Consider the following 24,887-nt stretch of genomic DNA (forward strand, 5'->3'; position numbering starts at 1 on the left):
CACCCCGTTTCGATTATCCAGACCAATACTTAAACACATAATGGTTAGGATATTTCTTTTTGGCAGACTGGTTTCAAGAGGAGTTATTGGATGAAAAAACCGTTGCTTGCGTTAACCGTTCTATCTTTAAGCTTAAGTTCAATCATCACCCCAATCTCAGCTACGGCAGCACTTCCTTTAAGTGTTGATGGTGAGCAATTACCAAGCCTTGCACCTATGCTAGAAAAAGTGACCCCTGCGGTCGTCAGCATTGCGGTAGAGGGCAAACAGGTGCAAACCAGCCGTATTCCAGAACAGTTTCAGTTTTTCTTTGGCCCTGAATTTCCAACAGAACAAACTCGAGAACGTCCATTCCGAGGGTTGGGCTCAGGCGTGATCATTGACGCGAAGAAAGGTCAGATAGTAACAAACTACCACGTAATAAAAGGCGCAGATGATATTAGAGTTCGCCTTTACGATGGTAGAGAGTACGACGCAGAATTGGTTGGCGGTGACGAAATGTCGGACATTGCCTTGCTTAAATTAGAAAAGGCGAAAGACCTAACTCAAATTAAAGTGGCAGATTCAGACGCATTGCGTGTGGGTGATTTTACCGTGGCAATTGGTAACCCATTTGGTCTAGGACAAACGGTCACTTCTGGTATTGTTTCTGCACTTGGCCGAAGCGGCTTAAACGTGGAGAACTTTGAGAACTTCATTCAAACCGATGCGGCTATCAATAGCGGTAACTCTGGCGGCGCATTAGTGAACCTCAATGGCGAACTGATTGGTATTAATACCGCAATCCTAGGCCCAAATGGCGGTAATGTTGGTATCGGCTTTGCCATTCCATCCAACATGATGCAAAACCTAACGGATCAAATTCTAGAGTTTGGTGAAGTGAAACGCGGTATGTTGGGCGTTCAGGGTGGTGAAGTCACTTCAGAATTGGCAGAAGCACTAGGTTACGAGTCAAGCAAAGGCGCTTTTGTTAGTCAAGTGGTCCCAGACAGTGCCGCTGATAAAGCAGGCTTGAAAGCCGGAGACGTGATTGTTTCCGTCAATGGTAAATCGATTGATACCTTCTCTGAACTTCGCGCCAAAGTTGCAACACTAGGTGCTGGCAAAAAAATTGAACTTGGTGTGATTCGTGACGGTAAGAGCAAGAGTTTTGATGTCACTTTAGGCGAGTCTACCAATATCAAAGCGAAGGCTGAAACGTTGCATGAGGGCTTAAAAGGTGCCGAGTTAAGTAACACGACACCAAACGATAAGATTCAAGGGGTCAAGGTGACCAGCGTGGTCGAGAACTCACCTGCAGCACAGTACCAACTTGAGCAAGACGATATCATCATTGGTGTGAACCGCAAACGCGTGAAGAACTTAGCGGAGCTGCGCGCCATCGTTGAGAAGCACAAAGGCGTGTTAGCAATCAATGTTCAACGTGGAGACCGCACGGTTTACTTAGTTATTCGATAATCCATCAACAAGAGCGATGAGTGCTTCTCCGTTTTATTCGAGAACACTCCTATACTTTACCTTGTATGTCATGGTTTTTTAAAAGGGCAAGGCAATCACGTCTTGCCCTTTTGTTATTTTTCAATGTAGTGCTATCCTTCTCTTTTCTATCCCAATCGGGCGCCCAATCATGGAGAGGTTATGCTTAGCTTTTTGTTACGTTCTGTCTTTTTAGGCTTAGCAACTGCCGTCATAGTGTTACTCGCTGTCCCTTCTTTGCGTAGCAATGTCATTCCTGACGCCCTTGTTGATACACAACCGAGTAATATCGCCTCACTTGAAGTGTCTTTTAATCAAGCCGTGAGAAAAGCCGCACCTGCCGTAGTAAATATCTACAGCCGAAAATACGTTGAAAACGACCGCAGCAAGCTTTCTACACAAGGCTTGGGTTCCGGCGTGATCGTAAGTGAGAAAGGCTACATCATCACGAACTATCATGTAGTGGCGCAAGCAGACCAAATTGTTGTCGCACTTCAAGATGGTCGAGTGGCAGCCGCACAGTTGGTGGGGACTGACAAACGCACAGATATCGCGATTTTGCGTGTCGAAGGCTCTAACCTACCGGTTATCCCTCTGAACTCTGAATATAAGCCTCAGGTGGGCGATGTTGTACTGGCTATTGGTAACCCTTACAACTTGGGACAAACCACAACATTCGGCATTATCTCTGCGACAGGTCGTTCATCAATCAGTGATGGTCGACAAGCCTTTATTCAGACCGATGCAGCAATCAACGAGGGTAACTCCGGAGGTGCATTGGTGAACACTCAAGGTGAACTGGTCGGTATCAATACCGCGTCATTCCAACAAGCGACAGACCTTGAAACCTACGGTATCTCGTTTGCCATTCCGGCACCGCTCGCCAACAAGATCATGCAGAAGATCATCGCAGATGGCCGAGTAATCCGTGGCTATATCGGTATTGATGGACAAGATATTAACGCCGTGACCGCTCGTCTATTGGGCAATGAACACATTGGTGGCATTGTCGTACTTGGCATTGATCCAAATGGCCCTGCAAGTGCTGCTGGCTTTGAGAAACAAGACATCATCATCAGTATCAATGGCACCAAAGTTCAAGGGCGACAAAGCGTGATGGACATTGTCACTGACTTACGACCAGGAACGTCAGTCGACGTTGGGATTATCCGCAAGGGTAAAGAGATGAACGTAAAAGTCACCATCGCCGAAGACAAACAAGAAGCATAAAAAAATCCCAGCCATTGGCTGGGATTTTTGTTTGTGTGTTACTCGCTATCACTTGGCTCTTCTGAAGTGTCTGAGGCTCCCCCCATATCCACTTCAATACGCGTTACGCGCTGCAAGCCTCTCGGCAATAAGCTACCTCGGCGGCCACGTTCACCACGGAAGTTTTCTAAGTCCGCTGGTTTCAATCCCAACTTGCGCTTACCGGCATACAACGTCAGAGAAGCACCTTGTGGCAATGCCATCAAGTGAGACAGAACCTCTTCGCGCTCTTTAGCTTTCGCCGCTGGAATATTGATGATCTTGTTGCCTTTACCTTTCGCCAATTGCGGCAGGTCTTTAATCGGGAACAACAGCATACGACCTTGGTTGGTGATTGCTAAGATCTCATCCGAATCCAGATCCGCAATCGTCTTCGGCGTCATCACCTCAGAGTTAGCAGGAAGTGTCACGAGTGCCTTACCACTGCGGTTCTTAGACAGTAGCTCAGAGCCTTTACATACAAAGCCGTAACCCGCGTCAGAGCCCACCAGCCATAGCTGCTCATCTTCACCCATGATCACTTGGCGAATACTGCTACCAGCCGTGATGTTCAGGCGGCCAGTAATCGGCTCACCTTGGCTTCGCGCTGATGGTAGTGAGTGTGACTCTAATGAGTAGCTTCGGCCATCGCTACCGAAGAACACCGCTTGTTGGTTGCTCTTACCGCGAGCATGCGCAAGGTAGTTATCACCAGATTTATAGCTTAAGCCTTCTGCATCAACATCGTGGCCTTTCGCATGGCGAATCCAGCCTTTCTCTGAAAGCACCACTGTGATTGGCTCACTTGGTACTAGGTCACGCTCAGTCAACGCTTTTGCTTCTGCACGCTCAACCAATGGAGAGCGACGGTCATCACCGTATTTCTCTGCGTCCGCTTTAATCTCTTTCTTCAGTAGTGTGTTCAGACGACGCTCAGAACCAAGCAGCTGTTCTAGCTTCTCGCGTTCTTTTTCTAGCTCGTCTTGTTCACCACGGATCTTCATCTCTTCTAGTTTTGCTAGATGACGAAGTTTAGTATCTAGAATCGCATCCGCTTGGATATCAGTAATACCAAAGCGTTCCATCAAGACCGCTTTTGGGTCGTCTTCAGTACGAATGATCTCAATCACTTCATCTAGATTTAGGTAAGCAACCAACAAACCTTCCAAGATGTGTAAACGAGCCATCACTTTGTCTAGGCGATATTGTAGACGACGACGAACAGTAGTACGACGGAACTCAATCCACTCAGACAGAATTTGTACCAGACCTTTCACTTGAGGACGGTTATCGAGACCGATCATGTTCAAGTTAACACGGAAGCTGCGCTCAAGATCCGTTGAAGCGAATAAGTGATTCATCAACAAATCACAGTCAACGCGGTTTGACTTAGGCACCACTACAATACGTGTTGGGTTCTCGTGATCCGATTCGTCACGAAGGTCGTCTACCATTGGTAGTTTCTTCGCGCGCATTTGGTTCGCGATTTGTTCTAGTAACTTCGCACCCGATACTTGGTGTGGCAGAGAGGTAATGACGATGTCGGAACCTTCTTTGTGCCATACCGCACGCATCTTGATACTACCGCGACCGTTACGGTAAATCTTCTCGATATCCGCTTGTGGTGAAGTAATTTCTGCTTCCGTTGGGTAATCTGGACCTTTCACAAACTGCATCACATCCGGCAGTTCTGCTTTCGGGTTGTCGATTAAGTGGATGGTTGCATCTGCCACTTCACGAACATTGTGAGGCGGAATATCCGTCGCCATACCAACCGCGATACCAGTTACACCGTTTAGCAGGATATGAGGCAGACGCGCAGGCAACATTTGTGGCTCTTTCATCGTGCCATCAAAGTTTGGTTGCCATTCAACCGTGCCTTGACCTAACTCGCCTAGTAGAACTTCAGCAAACTTGGACAGTTTTGCTTCGGTATAACGCATTGCAGCGAATGATTTCGGGTCATCTGGCGCACCCCAGTTACCCTGACCATCTACCAATGGGTAACGGTAAGAGAATGGCTGAGCCATGAGTACCATCGCTTCGTAACACGCTGAGTCACCATGCGGATGGTATTTACCCAGTACGTCACCAACGGTACGTGCTGATTTTTTATATTTCGCTGATGCCGAAAGACCAAGCTCTGACATTGCGTAAATGATGCGTCGTTGAACCGGTTTTAGACCATCACCAATGTATGGCAATGCGCGATCCATGATTACGTACATCGAGTAGTTCAGATAAGCGTCTTCAGTGAACTTGCGCATTGGCAACTGTTCAACGCCATCATAAGTAATTTCTGTAGACATCCGTTAAACCTCTGCCATATCGCCATTGCTTTGTAGCCAAGTGCGACGGTCATCTGCTCGTTTTTTACCAAGCAACATGTCCATCATTTCCATGGTCGCCGCAGAATCATCGATGGTTAACTGAACCAGACGTCGCGTATTTGGATCCATGGTTGTTTCGCGCAACTGAAGTGGGTTCATCTCACCCAGACCTTTGAATCGTTGCACGTTGATTTTGGCTTTCTTCTTCGACAAGCGCTCTAATACGCCATCTTTTTCGTCATCATCGAGGGCATAGAATACTTCTTTACCACAGTCGATACGGTACAGAGGCGGCATCGCTACGTAGATATGACCAGCTTCAACCAGCGCACGGAAGTGACGTGTGAACAGTGCACACAATAGCGTTGCGATGTGCAGACCATCCGAGTCCGCATCGGCAAGGATACAGATCTTACCGTAGCGAAGGCTGTCTAGGTTGTCGCTGTCTGGGTCGATACCCAAAGCAACTGAGATATCGTGCACTTCTTGAGAAGCCAAAACTTGGTCTGCAGAGACTTCCCACGTGTTTAGGATCTTACCGCGCAGTGGCATCACCGCTTGGAACTCACGATCACGAGCTTGTTTGGCAGAACCGCCCGCCGAGTCACCCTCTACAAAGAAGATTTCTGTGCGGTTTAAGTCTTGTACTGAACAATCCGTTAGCTTACCAGGCAGTGCAGGACCAGATGCTACCTTCTTACGTACAACCTTTTTGCTCGCACGCATACGACGATGCGCGTTAGCGATACAAACTTCAGCAAGTTGCTCTGCAAGTTGTGGTTTTTCGTTCAACCAAAGGCTGAATGAGTCTTTCACTACACCAGATACAAACGCAGCGGTTTGACGAGAAGACAAACGCTCTTTAGTCTGACCGGCAAACTGTGGATCTTGAATCTTAACCGACAGGACGTATGAACAACGGTCGAAGACATCATCGCCAGTTAGTTTTACGCCACGAGGCAACAAGTTACGGAATTCACAGAACTCACGCATTGCATCAAGCAAACCTTGGCGAAGGCCGTTTACGTGTGTACCACCTTGCGCCGTCGGGATAAGGTTCACGTAACTCTCGGTGATCATCTCGCCGCCTTCTGGCTGCCAGATCACGGCCCAATTTGCTGCTTCTGTTTCGGCTGAGAATTCACCAGTAAATGGCTCTTCTGGCAGAACGGTATAACCTTTCACACCTTCCGCTAGATAGTCTTTCAAACCATCTTCATAGAACCACTTGTAGTCTTTGTTGTTTACTTTATCTGTGAAAGTAATTTCTAGGCCAGGACAAAGTACTGCTTTCGCACGCAGGTTATTCACCAGACGAGTTACTGAGAAGTTTGCAGAATCAAAGTACTTAGCATCTGGCCAAAAATGCACACTGGTACCACGGTTACGACGACCACATGTGCCGACTACCGTTAGGTCAGAAACTTTATCGCCGTGCTCAAAAGCAATCTCATACACTTGACCATCACGACGTACGGTCACTTCCACACGCTTGGACAGTGCGTTTACTACTGAGATACCTACACCGTGCAAACCACCAGAGAATTGATAGTTCTTGTTAGAGAATTTACCACCCGCGTGAAGCTTACATAGGATCAGTTCAACACCTGAAACCTTCTCTTCTGGGTGGATATCAACAGGCATGCCTCGACCATCATCGATCACTTCTAGTGATTGGTCAGCATGTAGGATGACTTGTACTTTTGAGGCATGTCCGGCTAGCGCTTCATCGACACTGTTATCGATAACTTCTTGGCCCAAGTGGTTTGGGCGCGCTGTATCCGTATACATCCCTGGTCGGCGACGTACTGGCTCTAAGCCATTCAGTACTTCAATGGCACCAGCATTATATTGTTCAGTCATAATACGGAATTGTTCTCAAAGTTTACTTGTAACCCGAGCCTCACCGATGGGTGAGCGATACTCGAGAAACGAAAAAGCTACCCCGTCAGCACCCTTCTCATTGAGCGGTCATGCATAACAAAGTAGTCAGGGCTTTACACCCCTCAGATCTTTTCGGCAAAACATAGTCGGAAAGCATACCCGCTATGTCAAGAAACGGTTGGATATATCAATAAAAACTATGAGCCTATTCCAATCGCTCTAGAAATCACAAATTTAAGAATTTAATGATTTGAGCAGGATAACGCTCAAAGCCAATAAAACTGTGATCACCGCCTTCTTCTACGGTTTTCTTAGCATCGGTAAATTTCTCTACCGCTTGACGATAATCCAGAACCTCATCTTCTATTTGCTGTAACAGCCAGAAGGATTGAGGCGACGCGATGCTTTTTACATCAAGAGCTTTCAGCTCGTCAATATGACAAGCTTCAAGTGTATAGGTTTCGTGCGTGTATGGGTTAGTTTGCTCCCCCAAATAGTCAACCAACAGCTCATAAGGCTTCACCGCGGGGTTAACCACGACCGCACGAAAACCAAATTGCGCGTTCAACCACGTAGACATGTAGCCCCCCAGAGAGCTGCCCACTAAACCAATGTTATAGTCACCTTTATATTGCTCAACAATGTCTAATAGACATTGAGCGGCAAGCTGTGGAAAGCATGGCAATTGAGGCACAACAACTTTAATGTCTGGGCGCTGCTGTTCACAGTACTCTTTCATCAAATTCGCCTTCATTGAAAGTGGCGAACTGTTAAAACCATGGATATACAGTAGTAGCGCCGGTTTGCTCATAAAAGCCTCACAGAAGAAAAAGTAAGCCCGAACATAAAGTTCGGGCGTGATATTTGGTTAGTAGCCGTTTGAGGTAAAGTCTGGCTGAAACTGCCCATCCGTCAGGCGATTAACCTCAGTAGAAATGTCACCACTCGGGTGAAGTTCTAATTCTCGCCACCCTGGGCACTCTGTGTCTAACGCAAAGTCATCGGAGTTCGGCTTAAACTGCACACAGGTTGAAGGCGTTGCCATCACTCGAATACCATTATAAAGAACATTCATGTCTTGGTGCACATGACCACATAAAATGCCCTTTACGTTCTCAAAACGGTCTACAACTTGCCAAAATGCCTCAGCATCCTTCAGTGTATGCTGGTCAAGCCAAGCACTACCGACTAACAACGGGTGATGGTGCAATAACACAAGTGTGTGTCGGTCTGGGTAGTCAGACAACTTTTCTTCTAATAGGGAAAGTTGCTGATCACTTAAACGCCCATGAGGCACGCCCACAACTTGTGAATCTAGCAAGATCAACTGCCAATGTTCACCTAGCAAAAGGTGCTCAACAGATTGAATTTGAGGTGATGGTAGAACCGTCCCCATGTTTGGTTTGAAGTCGTGATTGCCAGGCAACCAAAAACACACTTTCTCCAGCGGCGCAATACCCTCGGCAAAACGCTGGTAAGACTCGGCACTGTGATCTTGTGAAATATCACCCGTCGCCAAGATGTATTCAAACTGCACTTGACGATGAAGAACTTCTTTCACCACGGCTTCAAAGCTGTCGGCGGTTCTTACGCTCAGCAAACTGCCCTCATCTGCGGCAAACAGATGAGTATCCGTGATTTGTATAAGCTTTATGCTGTCACTAGATGATTGCAAAATGAAAACCTGATTCGTCCACTATTTAATTTTTTGTTATTTTCCCTTAGTGACGTGACAATCAATTGAAGGCAAGTGGCGATCGACTAATGCCACTTCGTAAACAGAACGTCAGCCATTCACCAAGGAACGTATTAAGTTGATGTTTTTCATCTTTCTGCATCAACTGGTCGTTGGGATAATCATATTTAGCTTTGATGCGAGAGAACTCTCCGCTTGAGCATACTTCAGCAACTCTTGCATCGTGATAAAGCCTGACAGACATCGTCGGTAAAGGAAACACCGGCATCTCATCACTCTGACATATCTCAACAACTGTGGTGTATTTTGTGATTTCATTCACGGTCAGTTGGTAAACCATGTTCGCTGCTTGATAACAACGAATATCACCAACTTCGGCAGAAGCAGGCAGCAAAGCATTGAGCTTAGCGTAGTTGGTCTCATAAGTTCTCATCAGACCCGCTAAGTCGACATGGTATCGCTGTTTTACCGCTACTTGTGCCATTACTTATTCTCCACCGATTGGGGAAACTCCCCATTGTGATTTCAATTCTTGATGGTTAAGTTGTAACCATTGCAATGCAATGATAGAAGCACCATTTTCGAATTTTCCATCCTTCACCCATTGATACGCCATTTCGCGGCTCAGTACATGAACACGAATATCTTCATTCTCATAGTCTAAACCATGAATGCCATGCGCTTTAGTTGCATCCACTTCTCCAATGAACACATCTAATTTTTCCGAGCAACCACCAGAAGAAGGGTAATAAGAAGTAACCGAGGTGACGCGTCCCACTTGGATCCCTGCTTCCTCTTCTGCTTCTCGACGAATCACTTCTTCAGCGGACTCATCACGGTCTATCATTCCTGCAACAATTTCGAATTGCCAAGGAGATGAATGTTCCAATGCCCCAACTCGGATCTGTTCAATGATCACAACTTGATCAGTCACAGGATCATACGGGAGCATGGCCGCAGCATGACCACGTTCGAACATTTCTCGTTCGACAATCCCACTCCAACCACCAGCAAATAACCTATGCTTAAAACGGTATTTCACCATTTTAAAGAAACCTTTAAACACGGTTTCCTTTGAGATTATTTCCACATCTTGGGGAGTAAAATCATTTTGTTGCTTGTCACACTGTTGCATTCAACACCTCTCTGAGTGAATCTTGTAGTTTACTCATTGTTATTCGCTTGCTCAAAGGACTTGGCTCAACTTTTTGTACAATAGTTATAAATTATTTTAAGCCTTTCTCAAAAATTTATTGCACAGGTGGATAATTACGTGTAAAAAAGTGCAAAGTTTAGAGTAAATATCGTCCAAATTGAGTTAAACTACTGAGAATTAACCAATCTATTGACCGCGGGAATGGAAAATGAAAAAACTGCTTCCACTATTTATCAGTGCAGCGCTAGGCAGTATGAGCACAGCAGCATGGGCAGACTCCCTTGCTGAAATTTATGACTTAGCAAAACAAAATGACCCACAATTGCTCAGCGTAGCAGCGCAGCGTGATCAAGCTTTTGAAGCAATCAACTCTAGCCGCAGTGCCCTACTACCACAAATCAACTTAACCGCGGGTTATGACATTACACGTGGCGACAGAGATCAAGACTTAGGTGGTAAAGTATCGACGGACCAAAACGTCTTATCTGCTGGCGTTGGCTTTACACAAGAGCTGTACAACCGCGCGTCTTGGATTACCCTAGACACTGCAGAGAAAACGGCACGTCAATCAGATGCAACTTATGCAGCAACGCAACAAGGTTTGATCCTTCGCGTTTCTCAAGCTTACTTTGAAGTACTGCGTGCACAAGACAACCTAGTGTTTGTCCGTGCAGAGAAAGCCGCGGTTGGTCGCCAACTAGAGCAAACTAAACAACGTTTTGAAGTTGGCCTATCGGCAATTACTGACGTACATGATGCACAAGCACAATTTGATGCAGTATTGGCTGATGAAGTTCTAGCAGAAAACGATCTGATCAACAGCTACGAGTCACTACGTGAAATTACAGGCCAAGAACACAAAAACCTAAATGTTCTTGATACTGCTCGTTTCTCTGCAAGTCGTCCAAGCACACCAGCTGAAACACTAGTAGAAGAAGCAAAAACAACCAACCTAAGCCTTTTATCAGCACGTATTTCACAAGACATTGCGCGTGACAATATTTCGCTAGCGAGTTCTGGTCACCTACCAACGCTATCTCTGGACGGTGGTTACAACTACGCTGATACTGCGGAAAGTATTAACGATAATACAGCCGATGGCTTCAATGTTGGTGTAAACCTAGCCGTGCCACTTTACACAGGTGGTCGTACAACATCTGAAGTGAAACAAGCGGAATACAGCTACGTTGCTGCTAGTGAAAACCTAGAAGCTGAATACCGTAGTGTTGTGAAAGAAGTGCGAGCACAAAACAACAACATTAACGCCTCTATCGGCGCACTAAAAGCGTACGAACAATCTGTGGTTTCTGCACAGTCTGCACTTGAAGCAACAGAAGCTGGTTTCGATGTTGGTACTCGTACTATCGTTGACGTGCTAGACGCAACTCGTCGTCTTTACGATGCAAACAAAAACCTTTCAGATGCACGTTACAACTACATTCTTGCAGGTCTTCAGCTACGCCAAGCAGTTGGTACGCTAAGTGAGCAAGACATCCTAGATGTAGACGCGGGCCTTAAGCCAGCAAAATAAACGTCTAAGTAACACGAAAAACGCCAGTTGATTTCAACTGGCGTTTTTTTTGGGCTAAGTAACCAAGCCAAGTGCGCTCTAGGCCCCTTCCCCTTCGAAGGGGAGGATTAGGAAGGGGTTGCTTCTCGATCTAATTGACGACACTGGTTTTCAATCAGACCGAGTATTCCCCCCCACCTCTAACTCCCCCTTGAAAAGAGGGAGGTCTGGAATACGTTTGTGGTTAGATGCACTCCTCCAAAAACAACAAAGGCCGCTCGAAAGCGACCTTTAACAATCAATTTGTAGTAATCAGTTTGGCGAGCAAGGTATTAACCCTTACCACCTTTGATAGCGTTGATGATCTCGCTGGTTGAACAACCATCTTCAAAGTTCAGTACACGAACTTCACCGCCTGCAGCGATCACTTCTTTACCACCCGCGATCTCTTCTGGTTTGTAATCACCACCTTTCACCAATAAGCTAGGCAGCACTTCTGAGATCAAACGCTGTGGTGTGTCTTCACTGAACGGTACAACCCAATCAACCGCGCCAAGCCCCGCCAAAACTGCCATACGACGATCTGTTGGGTTCACTGGACGACCTGGGCCTTTCAAGCGTTTCACAGAGTCATCAGTATTCACTGCAACGATTAGGCGGTCACCTAACTCAGCAGCATGATTTAGGTAAGAAACATGACCTGCGTGTAGAATATCGAAACAACCATTGGTCATCACGACCTTCTCGCCTTTTGCACGTGCTTTCTTCACGGCTTCAATCAGCGCTTGCTCTGAAATCACGCCGTAGTCTGTATCTTGACTGCCGTGAATAGCTTCAGCCAATTCAATCTCAGATAGTGTTGATGTACCTAATTTACCAACCACAACACCTGCGGCTGCGTTTGCTAGTGCACAAGCTTCTTCAAACGATTTACCAGCGGCTACCGATGCTGCTAATACAGAAATAACCGTATCACCCGCACCTGTTACGTCATACACTTCTTTCGCTTGTGTCGGTAGGTGGAATGGCTCTGCACCACGGCGAATCAATGTCATGCCGTTTTCGCTGCGTGTCACCAACAGAGCTTCAAATTCGAACTCTTCAACTAAAGCTAGCGCTTTTTCTACTAACTCTTGGTCAGATTTCACTTTGCCCACAACGTCTTCAAACTCTTTCATGTTTGGAGTCAGAAGGGTTGCGCCACGGTAGCGTTCGAAATCCGCCCCTTTAGGGTCAATAAATACGGGAATGTTTGCTGCGCGTGCTTTTTGGATGTACGCCTGTACATGCTCAAGCGAACCTTTTGCGTAGTCAGACATGATGACCGCTTTCACGCTTGGTAGCGCGGCTTCCATGCGAGACAATACAGGCTCTGGATCTGTGTTCTCGAACTTGTCTTCAAAATCCAAACGAATCAACTGTTGACCACGGCTCATGACTCGCAGTTTAGTAATCGTTGGGTATTCAGGAAGCGCCACAAAGTCGCATTTTACTTTTAGCGAGTTCAGGGTTTCAGTCAGCACTTTCGCTGGCTCATCCATACCCGTTAGACCAACAATGTGAGCGTGACCGCCAAGTGAAGCAATATTCATTGCGACGTTCGCAGCACCACCCGGACGCTCTTCATTGTTTTCTACTTTCACAACAGGTACTGGCGCTTCAGGAGAAATACGTCCAGTCGGGCCATACCAGTAACGATCTAGCATGACATCGCCGATGATAAGCACACCAGCGCTGTTGTAATCAGGTAGAATTGGTTTCATTATTGGTCTCCAAAAATTAAATCGTGGTGAGTTTAACACAGCCTTTTTCTAGGCTGAACCTTGCACATGACTTCTGCTTAGGCAAACCATTGATTCCATGCTTGCTTCACCCACTCGCGCTCCGCAACAAACTTATCTTCCGCCACATCAGCATCCAAATTAAGTAAGTTACGACGATGAATCTCATCACGCATCGATGTGTATGCGCGAGTTAACTGCATCGCTTGATTTTCTTCCATAACACCCTGAGCAATCAAGGTTTCAAAAATTCTTACGTTATCGCACCAACGTATTAGTTTAGGCTTACTGTGACTGTAGTTGAGCACAAGGTATTGAGCGAGAAATTCAACATCGGTAATACCGCCCTTATCCTGCTTAAGCATAAAGCGCTCAGACTTTTTCCCGCCAAGGTGATCACGCATTTTTTCCCGCATATCGACCACCTGCTTCTTCAGCGTATCTTGGTCACGCGACTTACACAGCACATCATGGCGCGTGTTATGGAAAGCTATCGCTAATGGTTCGTCACCATAAATCATGCGAGCACGTACTAACGCCTGATGTTCCCAAGTCCACGCATCTTGATGTTGATAATCGTCAAATGCATCGGTCGGGCTTACCAGTAATCCTGATGCGCCAGAAGGACGTAAGCGAGTATCCACTTCGTACAGAATGCCTGATGCAGTGCGGGTCGAGAAAATATGAATGATGCGCTGTGCCAAACGAAGGTAAAACTGACGACCGTCGATTTCTTTCTTACCATCGGTATACACATTTACCGGACAATCGTGCATAAACACGATGTCGAGATCTGAGTTGTAGCCCAATTCCCAACCACCGACTTTCCCATAACCAATCACAGCAAAACCTTTACCTTCACGATCTTTTACGTGTGTTGGTTCACCATACTTTTCCGACACTTGTAGCCAAGCTTGGTTCACTACGGCTTCTACGATGGCTTCAGCTAAGTAAGTTAAGTGGTCACTTACTTTCATCACTGGTAACACACCAGCAATGTCTGCTGCGGCAATGCGGAGGATGCAAATTTGCTTGAACTGACGCAACGCCTCCATTTGCTGTTCCATATCATCCTCTGGAATACGAGCAAGGAAGTCGCGCAGCTCCGTTCGGTAGCTGTCGAGTGGGATTGGGTTATAAAGGTGCTGAGGGTCGATCAGCTCATCAAGCAGTATTGGGTAACGCGATAGCTGCTCGGAAATCATCGGACTTGCAGTGCACAGACGCACCAATTGCACCAATGCGGCAGGGTGCTCATCCAGCAATTCTAAATACGTAGTGCGCGTGCATATGTTATGCAGCAAATGCAGAACTCGTGGCAGACCAAACTGTGCATCAGGATGGGCGAACACCGCATCGAAGACTTTCGGCATTAACTTAGTTAAGACTTCACGCCCACGTGGGCCAAGCGTTTTTTTCGCTAAGTCTGCCTTAAACTGCATGATGGTTTTAGCAAGCGCTTCCGAGTTCTCCGTTTTGATGTCTTCTTGCAACACATGTTCAAGCACATCTTGCTTGGTCGCCATGTCCCAAAGTTCATGGAAATGACGTGCGATGGTTTCCGTCTCGTCCTCTTCGTCATCACCAATTAAGTTCTCAAACACCTTATGTACGTTAGCCATATGCTGTTGAGTTTGAGCCATCAAATCATCCCAAGCATCAAATCGCATCGCAATGGCCAGTTTTAGGCGTTCATGATCGCAATCAGGCAAGGTTTGGGTTTGTTTATCGGCCATCGCTTGCAGCAAGTTTTCCAGCTTACGTAAGTATTTATAGGCCGTTTCTAAATTCTCGACTTCTGATGGGGTTAACTGGCCTAATTCACCAATGGCATTCAAGGTTTCTAGTAAACCACGACCTCGCAAAGAAGGCTCTCGACCACCACGAATTAACTGGAATACTTGAGCAATAAACTCGATTTCACGAATGCCACCAGCGCCTAATTTAATGTTGTTACTCAAACCACGGCGACGTACTTCACTGCTGATCATCGATTTCATTCGACGCAGAGATTGAATCGCACTGAAGTCGATATAACGGCGGAACACAAATGGGCGCAGCATCTGGCGCAATTCTTGGTATTGCGGATACATTTCGCTGCCCATGACGCGTGCTTTGATCATCGCGTAACGTTCCCAGTCGCGCCCTTGCTCTTGATAATAATCTTCGAGAGCTGCGTAGCTCATGACCAAGGGGCCACTTTCACCAAACGGACGTAGACGCATGTCAACGCGGTAACAGAAACCATCAAAGGTTTGTTGGTCGAGCGCTTTAATGATGCGTTGACCCAAACGGGTAAAGAACTGTGCATTGGCAATACTACGACGTGCACCTTGCGTCTCACCATTTTCTGGATAGGTGAAGATCAAGTCGATATCGGAAGAAAAGTTCAGCTCGCCACCGCCCAACTTACCCATACCGATGATCAGCATAGGTTGCGCTTCGCCTTCGGCATTGGTTGGGGTTCCCCACTCATTGCAACAAATCTTATATTGCCATTGGTAAGTCTCGAAGATCATCGCTTCTGCCAATTGTGATAAGTGACTAAGTGACTCTTCTAGCGTCCAAGTGTGAGTGAAGTCTTTCCACGCAATGTAGACCATTTCACGGTTGCGAAATTGACGTAGCACACGGTGTCCAGCCATTTCATCTTGGCATTCCGCCAAAAGATCTGCGAGACGCGCACGATAGGCTTGTTGTCGACTCCTTTCTGCCAACATGCTAGGTAAATCTTGTGCGAGTGTCTCATCACGATGAATCGCTTCGGTAATGAACTTACTGAGGCCTGAAACGAAACGGAACTGCTCGGTAATCTCGGTTGGCCATTGTTGAACGTATCCCGCTTGTTCCGCATTTTGTACCGCAGAATCCGCGACAGAAATCAGTGACGAAGGCAGCTGCATTTTTCTTCCTTGTTTGAAAAGCACTGTGATTAGGTGTTATCACTTATTTATACCAGAGTTAGCACAAATAAAAACGCCCACAAAAGGTTTGTGGGCGTTTTATCAAAGCTTGTTAGACTTAGACTTGGAAGGATTTAATCTTCTCATCTAACTCTTCGGCATTACTTTGCATCATTTCAGACGTTTCAAGCAGCTCCGTCACAACAACAACAGATGCTTCCACCAACTCACGAACGTTAGTGAGGTTTTGGCTCATTTCTTCTGCGACGCTACTTTGTTGGCCTGAAGCCGTCGCAATCTGGAAGTTCATGTCGTTAATTTGTGTCACTTGACCAACGATGCCATCCAGTTCAGAGCCTGCATTGGACACCAACTCAACCCCTTCAGCTGCTTCAACCACGCTCTTTTCCATCAATTCGACGGCAGATTCAGCACTCGATTGAAGCTGTGTGATCATTTCTTGAATTTCAACGGTCGCTTGTTGTGTACGCTGGGCAAGGTTACGAACCTCATCCGCAACCACGGCAAAACCTCGACCTGCTTCACCTGCACGCGCCGCTTCAATCGCTGCGTTCAACGCAAGTAGGTTAGTTTGCTCTGAGATACCTTGAATGGTCCCTACTACACTACCAATCGCTTCTACGCGTTCTTCTACTTGGTTAACGGCACTTGCCGAAGACGCGATATCAGAAGAGAGTTCACTCATTTTAGACACGGTTTTTTGCAAGAACTGCTGGCCAGTCACCGCTTGAGTTGAAGCTTGCTCGGTTAAAGTTGACGCTGTTTGCGCATGTTCAGCTACAGTTTGTACGGTTGAAGACATCTCGCTCATGGCCGTCGCAAGCTGGTCGATTTCATTAAACTCTTCTTGTGCTGACTCTTTCGTCTCGGACATGCTCAATGTCATCACCTCTGTGAGAGTAGAAAGCTCTTCCGAAGAGTTGATTTGCATTTGAATGACATCATGCAGTTGGCGACGAGTGGTCTCAAGTTCACGAGCCACATCGCCGTATTCGTCTTTACAATCCATTCCAAAAGGAACAGAAAGGTTCTTACTTGCCATTAATTTTATGGCTTCATTAAGGTATTGCGTCTGACGCAACATCACGCGCGCAGCGGCCAGCAGTAGTACCACAAACACCACAATTAAGATCGCTGTTTGCCAAGCAACTTGAGTGAGATACGCTTCATAATGCTGCTGGGCAACTTGTTCGTTCTGAGTTGCCGCTAGTAATGAATCGTAGAATGTGCTCGCATCCCACAGTTGCTTCGCCACAATTAGGATGGTGCTAAATACCATCAACATGACCATTTTCGGAACGAGCTTGATGTCGGATATCACCCTTTCCCACGGCTTAAATGCCAGCTTTTCCATTGTCAGTTCTCCACCGAGTCTTATATAGTCTTACTTATACTTATGCGCGCACTTAACGTTGCCTGCGCGATTTATTTCGAGCTTCGTATGAAAAACCATGATATCAAAGACAGCACCAAACCGATGGGGCTGCTATCACTAATATTGTCCTTTATGGCACTATTTGTGATCTCTGGCCTGTTGTTTTTCCCGCTTGATAACGAAACCCGTCAAGTTCTTATCGGTCTGGATTTTATAATCTGTAGTATTTTTCTATTACAGCTCACCATAGATTTGATCCGGGCCACAGATCGCAGGTCATTTCTTAAGCATCACTGGATCGATTTTGTGGCGAGTATCCCAATGGTTGAGCCTTTACGCTTCGCTCGACTGTTTCACATCTTGCGTGTCATTTTGGTCTTACGCTCTTCAAAGTTCATTCTTTTACAGCTCAAGCAAAACCGCCGAGAGACCACTCTAGCCTCTATCTTATTGCTAATGGTGGTTCTGATAACTCTTGGTTCCAGTGCCATGTTGTTTATTGAAGGACAAAGTCCTGAAGCAAACATCCAAACGGGAACAGATGCATTGTGGTGGGCATTTGTGACCATCTCAACAGTTGGTTATGGTGACCATTATCCGGTGACGACAGGCGGCAAACTACTGGCTGTACTGGTCATCATCTGTGGTGTCGGTATCTTCGGTATGATTTCTGGTTTGATTACATCGATTCTGACTGCGCCAACCAGACAGCAAGATCATCGCTCAAAAAATAAAGAAAAGCTGTTAGAACAGGTGCTAGACAGACAAGAACAGATTTTGAACCGGCTACAAGTGATTGAAGAAGAGCTTCAAGAACAAAAGCAGCAGACAAAAAAATAGGACCCTAAGGTCCTATTTTTTATTGTTTGATCTTACTCTTGCCAGTAGGGCTCAACTTCCACGCTGATGGCTCGCGTCTGATCCATCGCGTGCAAAATAGAACGCTCTTGACGATGTAACCAACGTTCCAGTTGCTCTTGCTCTTCCCCTTCTAACATACCAACCAATGGCAATAGATGGTTCAACATCAGCAAGTCATCAATACCATGCACTAAATCAGCCCATGGCAGTCGGAAACTATTACGTTCTTCCGAATCGTACAAACTCGCAAAGCCGATACCCGTATAGAGATTTCGTAATAGACGGTAACGTTGATCAACGTATTCTTGTCCTGACAGCTGACGCTCCGCTGGGAATGCTTCCATCAGCTCCGCCCAAGTGCGATCCAATTGCGTGACAGAAAACGGCTGGATATTCGCAGACATTTTTTCACTAGCTTTGTCGTCTAAGAAAGGTTGCCAACCACGAGTGAGAATCCAACGGCTCAAATCCAATAGCAGACCGGTGTAACGTGCCGAACTGAGGAGTTGAAGGGTCTCTTCACGACCAGGTAGCTCTTCTAGTTGCTGCGTCAACTCAGAAACTAAGAACTTACGAGCATCCAGTTTACGTAACACATTACCTTTATCATCTAAAAGCTCTTCTAAGTGCGCGTGCTCGTCTAGCCACTCTAGCTCTTCTTCCAACCATTTTAGTTCTTGGCGTAAAATCGCACTGGCGCGACGCGGCACCATTCCACCAAAGATAGTCAGAGTCTGACGAATAAAACGAATTGAATTACCAATTTCGCGCAGAGCCTCAACACTGTCTCTTTCAGTAAAAATTTGCTCATGGTAATGCCAATGAGAAAGCGCATGCTCTAACGAGTTAATAAAGCAGTACTCTACGGTATCTGTCTTACTACTATCGACTAAAGACAAAGGCTTCACTTCATCCCCTGCATAGCCACTCGCCAAGCGGTAACCTTTTGCGGCTTTGCTCAGGTTACCCAAGCGCATACCGCCAGCTTCACATAGACTACGAGCAAGAGTAAACAGTGCATCGGTTTGACCTGATTTCAGTTCCAGTTCAACTTCGCAAATAGGATCTTGTTTCTCTTCCCCTTCGGCATCAACAGCAATTACAGCACCTTGGTCAAAAGCCACTTCGATTTGACTGCCATCAGGCATACCAATCAGCCACTGTTCACGAGTGAAGTTGGTAGAGAATAGAGGGGTCAATTCTGATTGCAGCGTCGCAACGTCTTTACCTACTGGCCAAATGTCAGAAGGGTGAAGCGTGAGTTCTGGCTCATTACTGGTGTGCTCAGCATTGTATTCTGGTCTTTGATGAAGGCCCGCTACAACGCGTCCTGCTGTTTTTACAGTTTGGACAAAAACGTCATCAAAACGGCGAATTCTTAAACCAATGTCGTGCTGTCTTAACCATTTATCAGCGGTATCAAAATAGGTGTTACCCAAGTCACGACAACTGTGCTGAAGTACTTTTGTTTCAGAAATTTTTGCTCTTAAAGTTTCTGAAAATTCAGGAGAAACAAAAAACTTCAGTTCTATCTCGGTTTCCATAGCTATACCTTTCAAAGCAGATAGAAACAGGATATTGCCTAATTTCTCACACGGCAAGAAAGAAATATCACCGGAATGATGATCTAAAACAGTTTTAAAGAGTGATTTAATGCGTTACCATGCGCGCCTTTATAGCCATCGTTCAACATTTCGCCAAGAAATGGTGTATGTTTTTTTAAGGTTATAGCTATTAGGTTGAATGACCATGCCAGTAAATACAATTATGGGGTTATTTGCAAAGTCCCCAATTAAGCCTTTGCAACGCCACGTTGTCTGTGTCAACGAATGTTGTTCACACTTGGTTAAGTTCTTTGAAGTATCTTCAAAGGGTGACTGGGAAAAAGCAGCAGAAATTCGCGCTCAAATTTCTCACCTAGAGAAAGAAGCAGACGTTCTGAAACGTGAAATCCGTCTAAAACTGCCTCGCGGTTTGTTCATGCCAGTCGATCGTACTGACATGCTTGAGCTTCTGACTCAACAGGACAAACTTGCTAACCTGGCAAAAGACATTGCTGGCCGTGTATATGGCCGTCAACTTGTCATTCCAGAGGCTCTCCAATCAAATTTCCTCGCTTACGTTCAACGATGTCTTGATGCGGCTGACCAGGCGCAAAAAGTGATCAATGAACTTGATGAACTTCTTGAAACTGGCTTTAAAGGCCGTGAAGTAACGCTAGTTGCTGAAATGATTAATCAACTAGATGTTATCGAAGATGACACCGATGCCATGCAGATTGAATTACGCCAACAATTGATGGCGATTGAACCTGACATGAACCCTATCGACGTCATGTTCTTGTACAAGATTCTTGAATGGGTAGGTGGTATTGCCGACCAAGCGCAGCGCGTAGGTGCTCGTTTGGAAGTCATGCTATCTCGATCTTAAATCATAAGTTAACGACATAACGAAGAGCATTACGAATGCAAGTCAGATGGACGATGACGAGATTCACCGTCTTATGGGCTGATGCGCGCTAAATTTTGCTCCGCTTGTTATAAAACAACTAGGTATTACGATGGATATCCTCGCTAACTACGGCACTGTCCTGATTATTGTTGCAGCAGCTTTCGGTTTCTTGATGGCTATTGGTATTGGTGCGAATGACGTTGCGAACGCAATGGGCACCTCAGTCGGCTCGAAAGCACTAACCGTTAAACAAGCGATCATTATCGCAATGATCTTTGAATTTGCGGGTGCATACCTTGCAGGTGGTGAAGTTACCGATACGATCCGTAAAGGTGTTATCGAAACCTCTCTATTCGCACATCAACCTGATGTTCTTGTATTTGGCATGATGTCTGCGCTTCTAGCGGCTGGTACATGGCTACTACTTGCGTCATACATGGGTTGGCCTGTTTCTACGACCCACTCGATCATCGGTGCAATCATCGGTTTCGCATGTGTGTCTGTAGGTACTGAAGCGGTTGACTGGGCAAGTGTTCAAGGCATTGTTGGCAGCTGGATTATTACGCCGGTTATCTCAGGTTTCTTTGCTTACGTTATCTTTGTCAGTGCCCAACGCCTGATTTTTGATACTGAGAACCCACTATTCAACGCAAAACGTTTCGTTCCAGTTTACATGTTCATCACGACAATGGTGATTGCACTTGTAACCATCAAAAAAGGCCTCAAACACGTTGGCCTTCACCTAAGTAACGGTGAAGCATGGATGTGGGCAGCGGTAATCTCAGCAGCAGTAATGGCTGGCGGTTACTTCTACATTCAGAAGAAATTCGCTAACCGTGAAGAAGACCACGGCTTCGCAGGTGTTGAAGGTATCTTCTCTGTACTGATGGTTATCACTGCGTGTGCGATGGCATTTGCACACGGTTCTAACGACGTAGCGAACGCGATCGGTCCACTATCTGCGGTTGTTTCAACGGTTGAGCACATGGGTGAAATCACAGGTAAGAGCACCATCGCATGGTGGATTCTTCCTCTAGGTGGTTTTGGTATCGTCGTTGGTCTTGCGACACTTGGTCACAAAGTAATGGCAACCGTTGGTACAGGCATCACTGAACTAACACCAAGCCGTGGTTTTGCAGCGCAGCTTGCTACAGCATGTACGGTTGTTCTAGCGTCAGGTACTGGTCTACCTATTTCAACGACTCAGACACTGGTTGGTGCGGTTCTAGGTGTTGGTTTCGCTCGCGGTATCGCAGCACTAAACCTAGGCGTAGTACGTAACATCGTAGCTTCATGGATTGTTACCCTACCAGCAGGCGCACTATTGGCAGTCGTATTCTTCTACGGCATCCAAGCGATGTTCTCGTAAGACAGACCGTCAATAGATTGTAAGCGCTTTGTCATTATTGACTCAAACGCACAGAAAGGGAGGCTTTGCCTCCCTTCTTTGTTGCACCGAAGTTTGAAACTGCATAATATTCGTCTATTTCCGGCTCCAATCATTCGGTGCCAAAGCTGTATCCAAGAAAATCGTTAAGGGATTTATTGTGAAAAAACTATTCATCACGGTTTTGTTTACTTTGCTAGCAGCGCCAGCGGCACTAGCGGCAGACCGTTATATTTCTGATGACCTATTCACTTTTATGCACTCTGGTCCAAACAACACTTACCGCATTATGGGTAGTGTTAACGCAGGCTCTAAAGTACAACTGCTGCAAGCAAATAAAGACACAGGTTACACACAGATTCGAGACGACCGCGGCCGCACTGGTTGGGTGCAAAGCAAGTTCGTCACAAACCAAGAGAGCATGGCAATTCGTATGCCTCGCATTGAGAAAGAACTGAAAGAAGTGAAGTCTCAACTTGCGAACGCTCGTCAAAACTCAGACACAGAGAAAGCGGGCCTAGTGACGTCACTAGAAACGCGTAACCAGCAAATCTCTGACCTTGAGAAGAAATACTCAGAGATCAGTGACCAACTGACTTCTGTAGAAACAGAGAACCGTGAGCTTCGCGCTAAGCTAGACACCCAAAAAGACGACATGCTACTTAAGTACTTCACTTACGGTGGTGGTGTTGCAGGTCTTGGTTTGCTGTTTGGTTTGATTCTTCCGCATATCATGCCACGCAGAAAGAAATCACCAGCAGGCTGGGCATAATCGCTTTCAGCTAAACGGATAAAGAAAAGCCAGTCGTACTCGACTGGCTTTTTTGTTGGCTTCGTTTAACGAGATACCTTGTTACTCCCCCATTGAACTGGATGCTCGTCGTCTATCCGTTGCGCCGTAAATCTTGCCATCCTTAACTTCAATCGCATTCAACCCACTCACCACAGGTATTACGTGCACTGGGTAACCTAATTCCATGAACTCCGGAACGAGCATTTCTGCAAAGGTCTTCTTCTCCACCAACAAGCCAGTCGGATCGTAGGGCTTAGTTCGGTCAATCTTGGTGCCGTATTGAATATTCGGTAGATCAATCGCCTCCTGCGCAGACAAGTTCCAGTCGAGAACCCCTACAAGGGTCTTTAAAACATAACCTGGGATTTGCGAACTGCCAGGAGAGCCCACAACCAAACGTAAGTCATTGCTGCTGTCCATGACCATTAAAGGCGTGATGGCTGATCGCGGACGTTTACCTGCCTCAATGGCATTTTGCGTCGGTTTACCATTGACTGTTGGCATGGGAGAGAAGTTTGCCATTTGCGCATTCAAAATCACGCCATCGACCATCACACCCGCTCCCATTCCAGTCCCAACGGTACTGGTCATCGCAATGGCATTGCCCTCTTTATCAATGATGGAAATATGCCCGGTATCTTTGCTCTCAAAGCCTTGGTATTGCGCATACTGCATTGGCGTTACCTGTCCAGCTTTCGGACTATCTTTTGCCACACCATAATCTGGAATCAATTCTCGTCTTTCATCGAGATAATCGTTATCCAACAGTTGCTCAATCGGAGTCTCTATATAATCAGGGTCACCGGCGTAAGCGATGCGATCGGCTTTTGCAACACGCATTGCCTCCGTCATCAAACGCCAAGGTTCAACATCTGTTTTCGCCATTTGAGAGAGACCATAAGGTTCAAGCAACTTAAGGCTTTGTGCGACCATCACTCCACCAGAAGCCGGATAACCAAATGACACAACCTTATTGCCTCGATACTCGGTCTCAATGATGTCACGTTGCTTAACTTGGTAGTTTTTGAAGTCCGACAAAGACAGCTTCTCATGTTGGTCTCCAATACGGCTGTTGACTGTCTCAACGATGTGCTTACCAAACTCACCGCCATAGAGGTATTCATCACCTTGTCGAGCGATCTGTTTTAGCGTTTCGGCCATCTTAGGGTTCTTCATCAACGTGCCTGTCGGCTTAATCTCATTACCTTGCCAATACAGTGCTTTTATCTCTGGGTCTTGTTTCAACCGCGCTTGCTCGCGTACGACAATATCGTAGGTGTAGCTGTTCATAGCATAACCTTCGCTTGCCAATTCAATTGCAGGCTTCATCAATTCAGACCACGCAAGCTTGCCGTATTGCTCGTGTGTGGAATAGAGCAATCGTAAGGTTCCCGGAACGGCAATAGAACGAGGGCCAAGAATGTCATTGCGGCTGAGTACTTCTCCGTTTTCTACAAACATATTCGGGTTCGCACTAGAAGGCGCTTCATCTCGACCATCAAGCGCAAGAAACTGTTGCTTATCGTGCTGGTAAAACAAAGCAAATGTACCGCCACCGATACCTGTCATATCCGGTTCAACGACCGACATCACCATCTGCATCGCCACCATGGCATCAACCGCGTTACCGCCTTGCTTCAATATCGTGTAACCAGCACTGCTCACATAAGGATTGGTTGCGCTTACCATAAAATGCTCACCAGTATTATCTGGCGTAATCGGAAAAGGTTCAGGCTTTGTGGCATAGCTCACCGCGGCAACCAAGCTCAAAGAAAAAGTAAGAATACGCATACGTTCCGTATAGACTCCTGTAATTTTATAGAGGTCTAACGTTGACCAAATGCTTATTGCCAAGTTCGTCAATATGGTGTTTTTTTACACAACCCTGACCCGATAGGCATGATCAATCCATCAGCAATATCGAAGCCCTTTTAAGCACTGGTGTAAGGTATATTTTGTTTCTTTGACGGTTTGGAAATCATTAACCAAACCAATAGGGAGAAGCTTGTAGAAGA

The 24,887-nt window shown here is 46.3% G+C and carries 18 protein-coding genes; 7 read left to right on the forward strand and 11 right to left on the reverse strand.

Going from position 1 to position 24,887, the window contains the following annotated elements:
* The first annotated feature begins 90 nt into the window (after positions 1–90).
* The gene (locus ITG12_RS09035; RefSeq protein ID WP_038866225.1) at positions 91–1,458 is read left to right on the forward strand and encodes a Do family serine endopeptidase; all 1,368 of its coding nucleotides are present in this window, start codon (positions 91–93) and stop codon (positions 1,456–1,458) included.
* Between the two features lie 180 nt (positions 1,459–1,638).
* Positions 1,639–2,706, forward strand: a complete 1,068-nt coding sequence (gene degS / locus ITG12_RS09040; protein WP_038866223.1) for an outer membrane-stress sensor serine endopeptidase DegS — start codon at positions 1,639–1,641, stop codon at positions 2,704–2,706.
* 38 nt (positions 2,707–2,744) lie between these two features.
* On the opposite strand, the gene parC is transcribed toward degS, so the two are convergent.
* The 6 genes from parC to nudF all read right to left on the reverse strand — a co-directional run bounded on the left by parC (position 2,745) and on the right by nudF (position 9,769).
* Positions 2,745–5,033, reverse strand: coding sequence for a DNA topoisomerase IV subunit A (gene parC / locus ITG12_RS09045; protein WP_038866220.1), 2,289 nt, complete (start codon positions 5,031–5,033; stop codon positions 2,745–2,747).
* 3 nt (positions 5,034–5,036) lie between these two features.
* A complete protein-coding gene (gene parE, locus ITG12_RS09050) occupies positions 5,037–6,917 on the reverse strand; it encodes a DNA topoisomerase IV subunit B (RefSeq protein ID WP_038866219.1) in 1,881 nt (626 codons plus the stop codon).
* A gap of 247 nt (positions 6,918–7,164) precedes the next feature.
* On the reverse strand, positions 7,165–7,749 hold the full coding sequence (gene yqiA, locus ITG12_RS09055) for an esterase YqiA (protein WP_248872975.1): 585 nt from the start codon (positions 7,747–7,749) through the stop codon (positions 7,165–7,167).
* 57 nt (positions 7,750–7,806) lie between these two features.
* Entirely contained in the window at positions 7,807–8,613 is an 807-nt protein-coding gene (gene cpdA, locus ITG12_RS09060; protein ID WP_248872976.1) for a 3',5'-cyclic-AMP phosphodiesterase, read from the reverse strand.
* Between the two features lie 61 nt (positions 8,614–8,674).
* Entirely contained in the window at positions 8,675–9,118 is a 444-nt protein-coding gene (locus ITG12_RS09065) for a DUF1249 family protein (RefSeq protein ID WP_038878249.1), read from the reverse strand.
* Between the two features lie 3 nt (positions 9,119–9,121).
* Positions 9,122–9,769: an ADP-ribose diphosphatase gene (nudF, locus tag ITG12_RS09070; RefSeq protein ID WP_248872977.1), complete on the reverse strand. Its 648-nt coding sequence runs from the start codon at positions 9,767–9,769 to the stop codon at positions 9,122–9,124.
* A 229-nt stretch (positions 9,770–9,998) separates the two neighbouring features.
* Here nudF and tolC point away from each other — a divergent pair, with 229 nt between their 5' ends.
* Positions 9,999–11,321, forward strand: coding sequence for an outer membrane channel protein TolC (gene tolC / locus ITG12_RS09075; RefSeq protein ID WP_039974723.1), 1,323 nt, complete (start codon positions 9,999–10,001; stop codon positions 11,319–11,321).
* 311 nt (positions 11,322–11,632) lie between these two features.
* On the opposite strand, the gene hldE is transcribed toward tolC, so the two are convergent.
* The 3 genes from hldE to ITG12_RS09090 form a co-directional block, all read right to left on the reverse strand.
* Positions 11,633–13,063: a bifunctional D-glycero-beta-D-manno-heptose-7-phosphate kinase/D-glycero-beta-D-manno-heptose 1-phosphate adenylyltransferase HldE gene (gene hldE / locus ITG12_RS09080; RefSeq protein WP_248872978.1), complete on the reverse strand. Its 1,431-nt coding sequence runs from the start codon at positions 13,061–13,063 to the stop codon at positions 11,633–11,635.
* A 77-nt stretch (positions 13,064–13,140) separates the two neighbouring features.
* Positions 13,141–15,984 carry a bifunctional [glutamate--ammonia ligase]-adenylyl-L-tyrosine phosphorylase/[glutamate--ammonia-ligase] adenylyltransferase gene (glnE, locus tag ITG12_RS09085; RefSeq protein ID WP_248872979.1) on the reverse strand — a complete coding sequence of 948 codons (2,844 nt, stop codon included), beginning with the start codon at positions 15,982–15,984 and terminating at the stop codon, positions 13,141–13,143.
* Between the two features lie 118 nt (positions 15,985–16,102).
* Positions 16,103–17,359 carry a methyl-accepting chemotaxis protein gene (locus ITG12_RS09090; RefSeq protein ID WP_038866204.1) on the reverse strand — a complete coding sequence of 419 codons (1,257 nt, stop codon included), beginning with the start codon at positions 17,357–17,359 and terminating at the stop codon, positions 16,103–16,105.
* 42 nt (positions 17,360–17,401) lie between these two features.
* Here ITG12_RS09090 and ITG12_RS09095 point away from each other — a divergent pair, with 42 nt between their 5' ends.
* Entirely contained in the window at positions 17,402–18,220 is an 819-nt protein-coding gene (locus ITG12_RS09095) for a potassium channel family protein (protein WP_038866202.1), read from the forward strand.
* Between the two features lie 32 nt (positions 18,221–18,252).
* Here ITG12_RS09095 and ITG12_RS09100 read toward each other — a convergent pair whose 3' ends face one another.
* A complete protein-coding gene (locus ITG12_RS09100; RefSeq protein ID WP_038878255.1) occupies positions 18,253–19,785 on the reverse strand; it encodes an inorganic triphosphatase in 1,533 nt (510 codons plus the stop codon).
* 205 nt (positions 19,786–19,990) lie between these two features.
* Here ITG12_RS09100 and ITG12_RS09105 point away from each other — a divergent pair, with 205 nt between their 5' ends.
* From ITG12_RS09105 to ITG12_RS09115, 3 genes are all read left to right on the forward strand, one after another.
* On the forward strand, positions 19,991–20,671 hold the full coding sequence (locus ITG12_RS09105) for a TIGR00153 family protein (protein WP_038866436.1): 681 nt from the start codon (positions 19,991–19,993) through the stop codon (positions 20,669–20,671).
* Positions 20,672–20,801: 130 nt separating this feature from the next.
* Positions 20,802–22,061, forward strand: a complete 1,260-nt coding sequence (locus tag ITG12_RS09110) for an inorganic phosphate transporter (RefSeq protein ID WP_038866198.1) — start codon at positions 20,802–20,804, stop codon at positions 22,059–22,061.
* Positions 22,062–22,239: 178 nt separating this feature from the next.
* The gene (locus ITG12_RS09115; protein WP_038866196.1) at positions 22,240–22,851 is read left to right on the forward strand and encodes a TIGR04211 family SH3 domain-containing protein; all 612 of its coding nucleotides are present in this window, start codon (positions 22,240–22,242) and stop codon (positions 22,849–22,851) included.
* A gap of 81 nt (positions 22,852–22,932) precedes the next feature.
* Here ITG12_RS09115 and ggt read toward each other — a convergent pair whose 3' ends face one another.
* Complete coding sequence (ggt, locus tag ITG12_RS09120) at positions 22,933–24,663, reverse strand: gamma-glutamyltransferase (protein ID WP_038878257.1); 1,731 nt, start codon at positions 24,661–24,663, stop codon at positions 22,933–22,935.
* Positions 24,664–24,887 lie beyond the last annotated feature (224 nt).

The organism is Vibrio sp. ED002 (genome assembly GCF_023277445.1).
Classification (GTDB): domain Bacteria; phylum Pseudomonadota; class Gammaproteobacteria; order Enterobacterales; family Vibrionaceae; genus Vibrio; species Vibrio jasicida.

Bases quoted from the DNA above. Each gene is read 5' to 3' on its own strand.
- ITG12_RS09035 (WP_038866225.1), top strand. From the start codon at position 91: ATGAAAAAACCGTTGCTTGCGTTAACCGTTCTATCTTTAAGCTTAAGT.
- degS (WP_038866223.1), top strand. From the start codon at position 1,639: ATGCTTAGCTTTTTGTTACGTTCTGTCTTTTTAGGCTTAGCAACTGCC.
- parC (WP_038866220.1), bottom strand. From the start codon at position 5,033: ATGTCTACAGAAATTACTTATGATGGCGTTGAACAGTTGCCAATGCGC.
- parE (WP_038866219.1), bottom strand. From the start codon at position 6,917: ATGACTGAACAATATAATGCTGGTGCCATTGAAGTACTGAATGGCTTA.
- yqiA (WP_248872975.1), bottom strand. From the start codon at position 7,749: ATGAGCAAACCGGCGCTACTACTGTATATCCATGGTTTTAACAGTTCG.
- ITG12_RS09065 (WP_038878249.1), bottom strand. From the start codon at position 9,118: ATGGCACAAGTAGCGGTAAAACAGCGATACCATGTCGACTTAGCGGGT.
- nudF (WP_248872977.1), bottom strand. From the start codon at position 9,769: ATGCAACAGTGTGACAAGCAACAAAATGATTTTACTCCCCAAGATGTG.
- tolC (WP_039974723.1), top strand. From the start codon at position 9,999: ATGAAAAAACTGCTTCCACTATTTATCAGTGCAGCGCTAGGCAGTATG.
- hldE (WP_248872978.1), bottom strand. From the start codon at position 13,063: ATGAAACCAATTCTACCTGATTACAACAGCGCTGGTGTGCTTATCATC.
- glnE (WP_248872979.1), bottom strand. From the start codon at position 15,984: ATGCAGCTGCCTTCGTCACTGATTTCTGTCGCGGATTCTGCGGTACAA.
- ITG12_RS09090 (WP_038866204.1), bottom strand. From the start codon at position 17,359: ATGGAAAAGCTGGCATTTAAGCCGTGGGAAAGGGTGATATCCGACATC.
- ITG12_RS09095 (WP_038866202.1), top strand. From the start codon at position 17,402: ATGCGCGCACTTAACGTTGCCTGCGCGATTTATTTCGAGCTTCGTATG.
- ITG12_RS09100 (WP_038878255.1), bottom strand. From the start codon at position 19,785: ATGGAAACCGAGATAGAACTGAAGTTTTTTGTTTCTCCTGAATTTTCA.
- ITG12_RS09105 (WP_038866436.1), top strand. From the start codon at position 19,991: ATGCCAGTAAATACAATTATGGGGTTATTTGCAAAGTCCCCAATTAAG.
- ITG12_RS09110 (WP_038866198.1), top strand. From the start codon at position 20,802: ATGGATATCCTCGCTAACTACGGCACTGTCCTGATTATTGTTGCAGCA.
- ggt (WP_038878257.1), bottom strand. From the start codon at position 24,663: ATGCGTATTCTTACTTTTTCTTTGAGCTTGGTTGCCGCGGTGAGCTAT.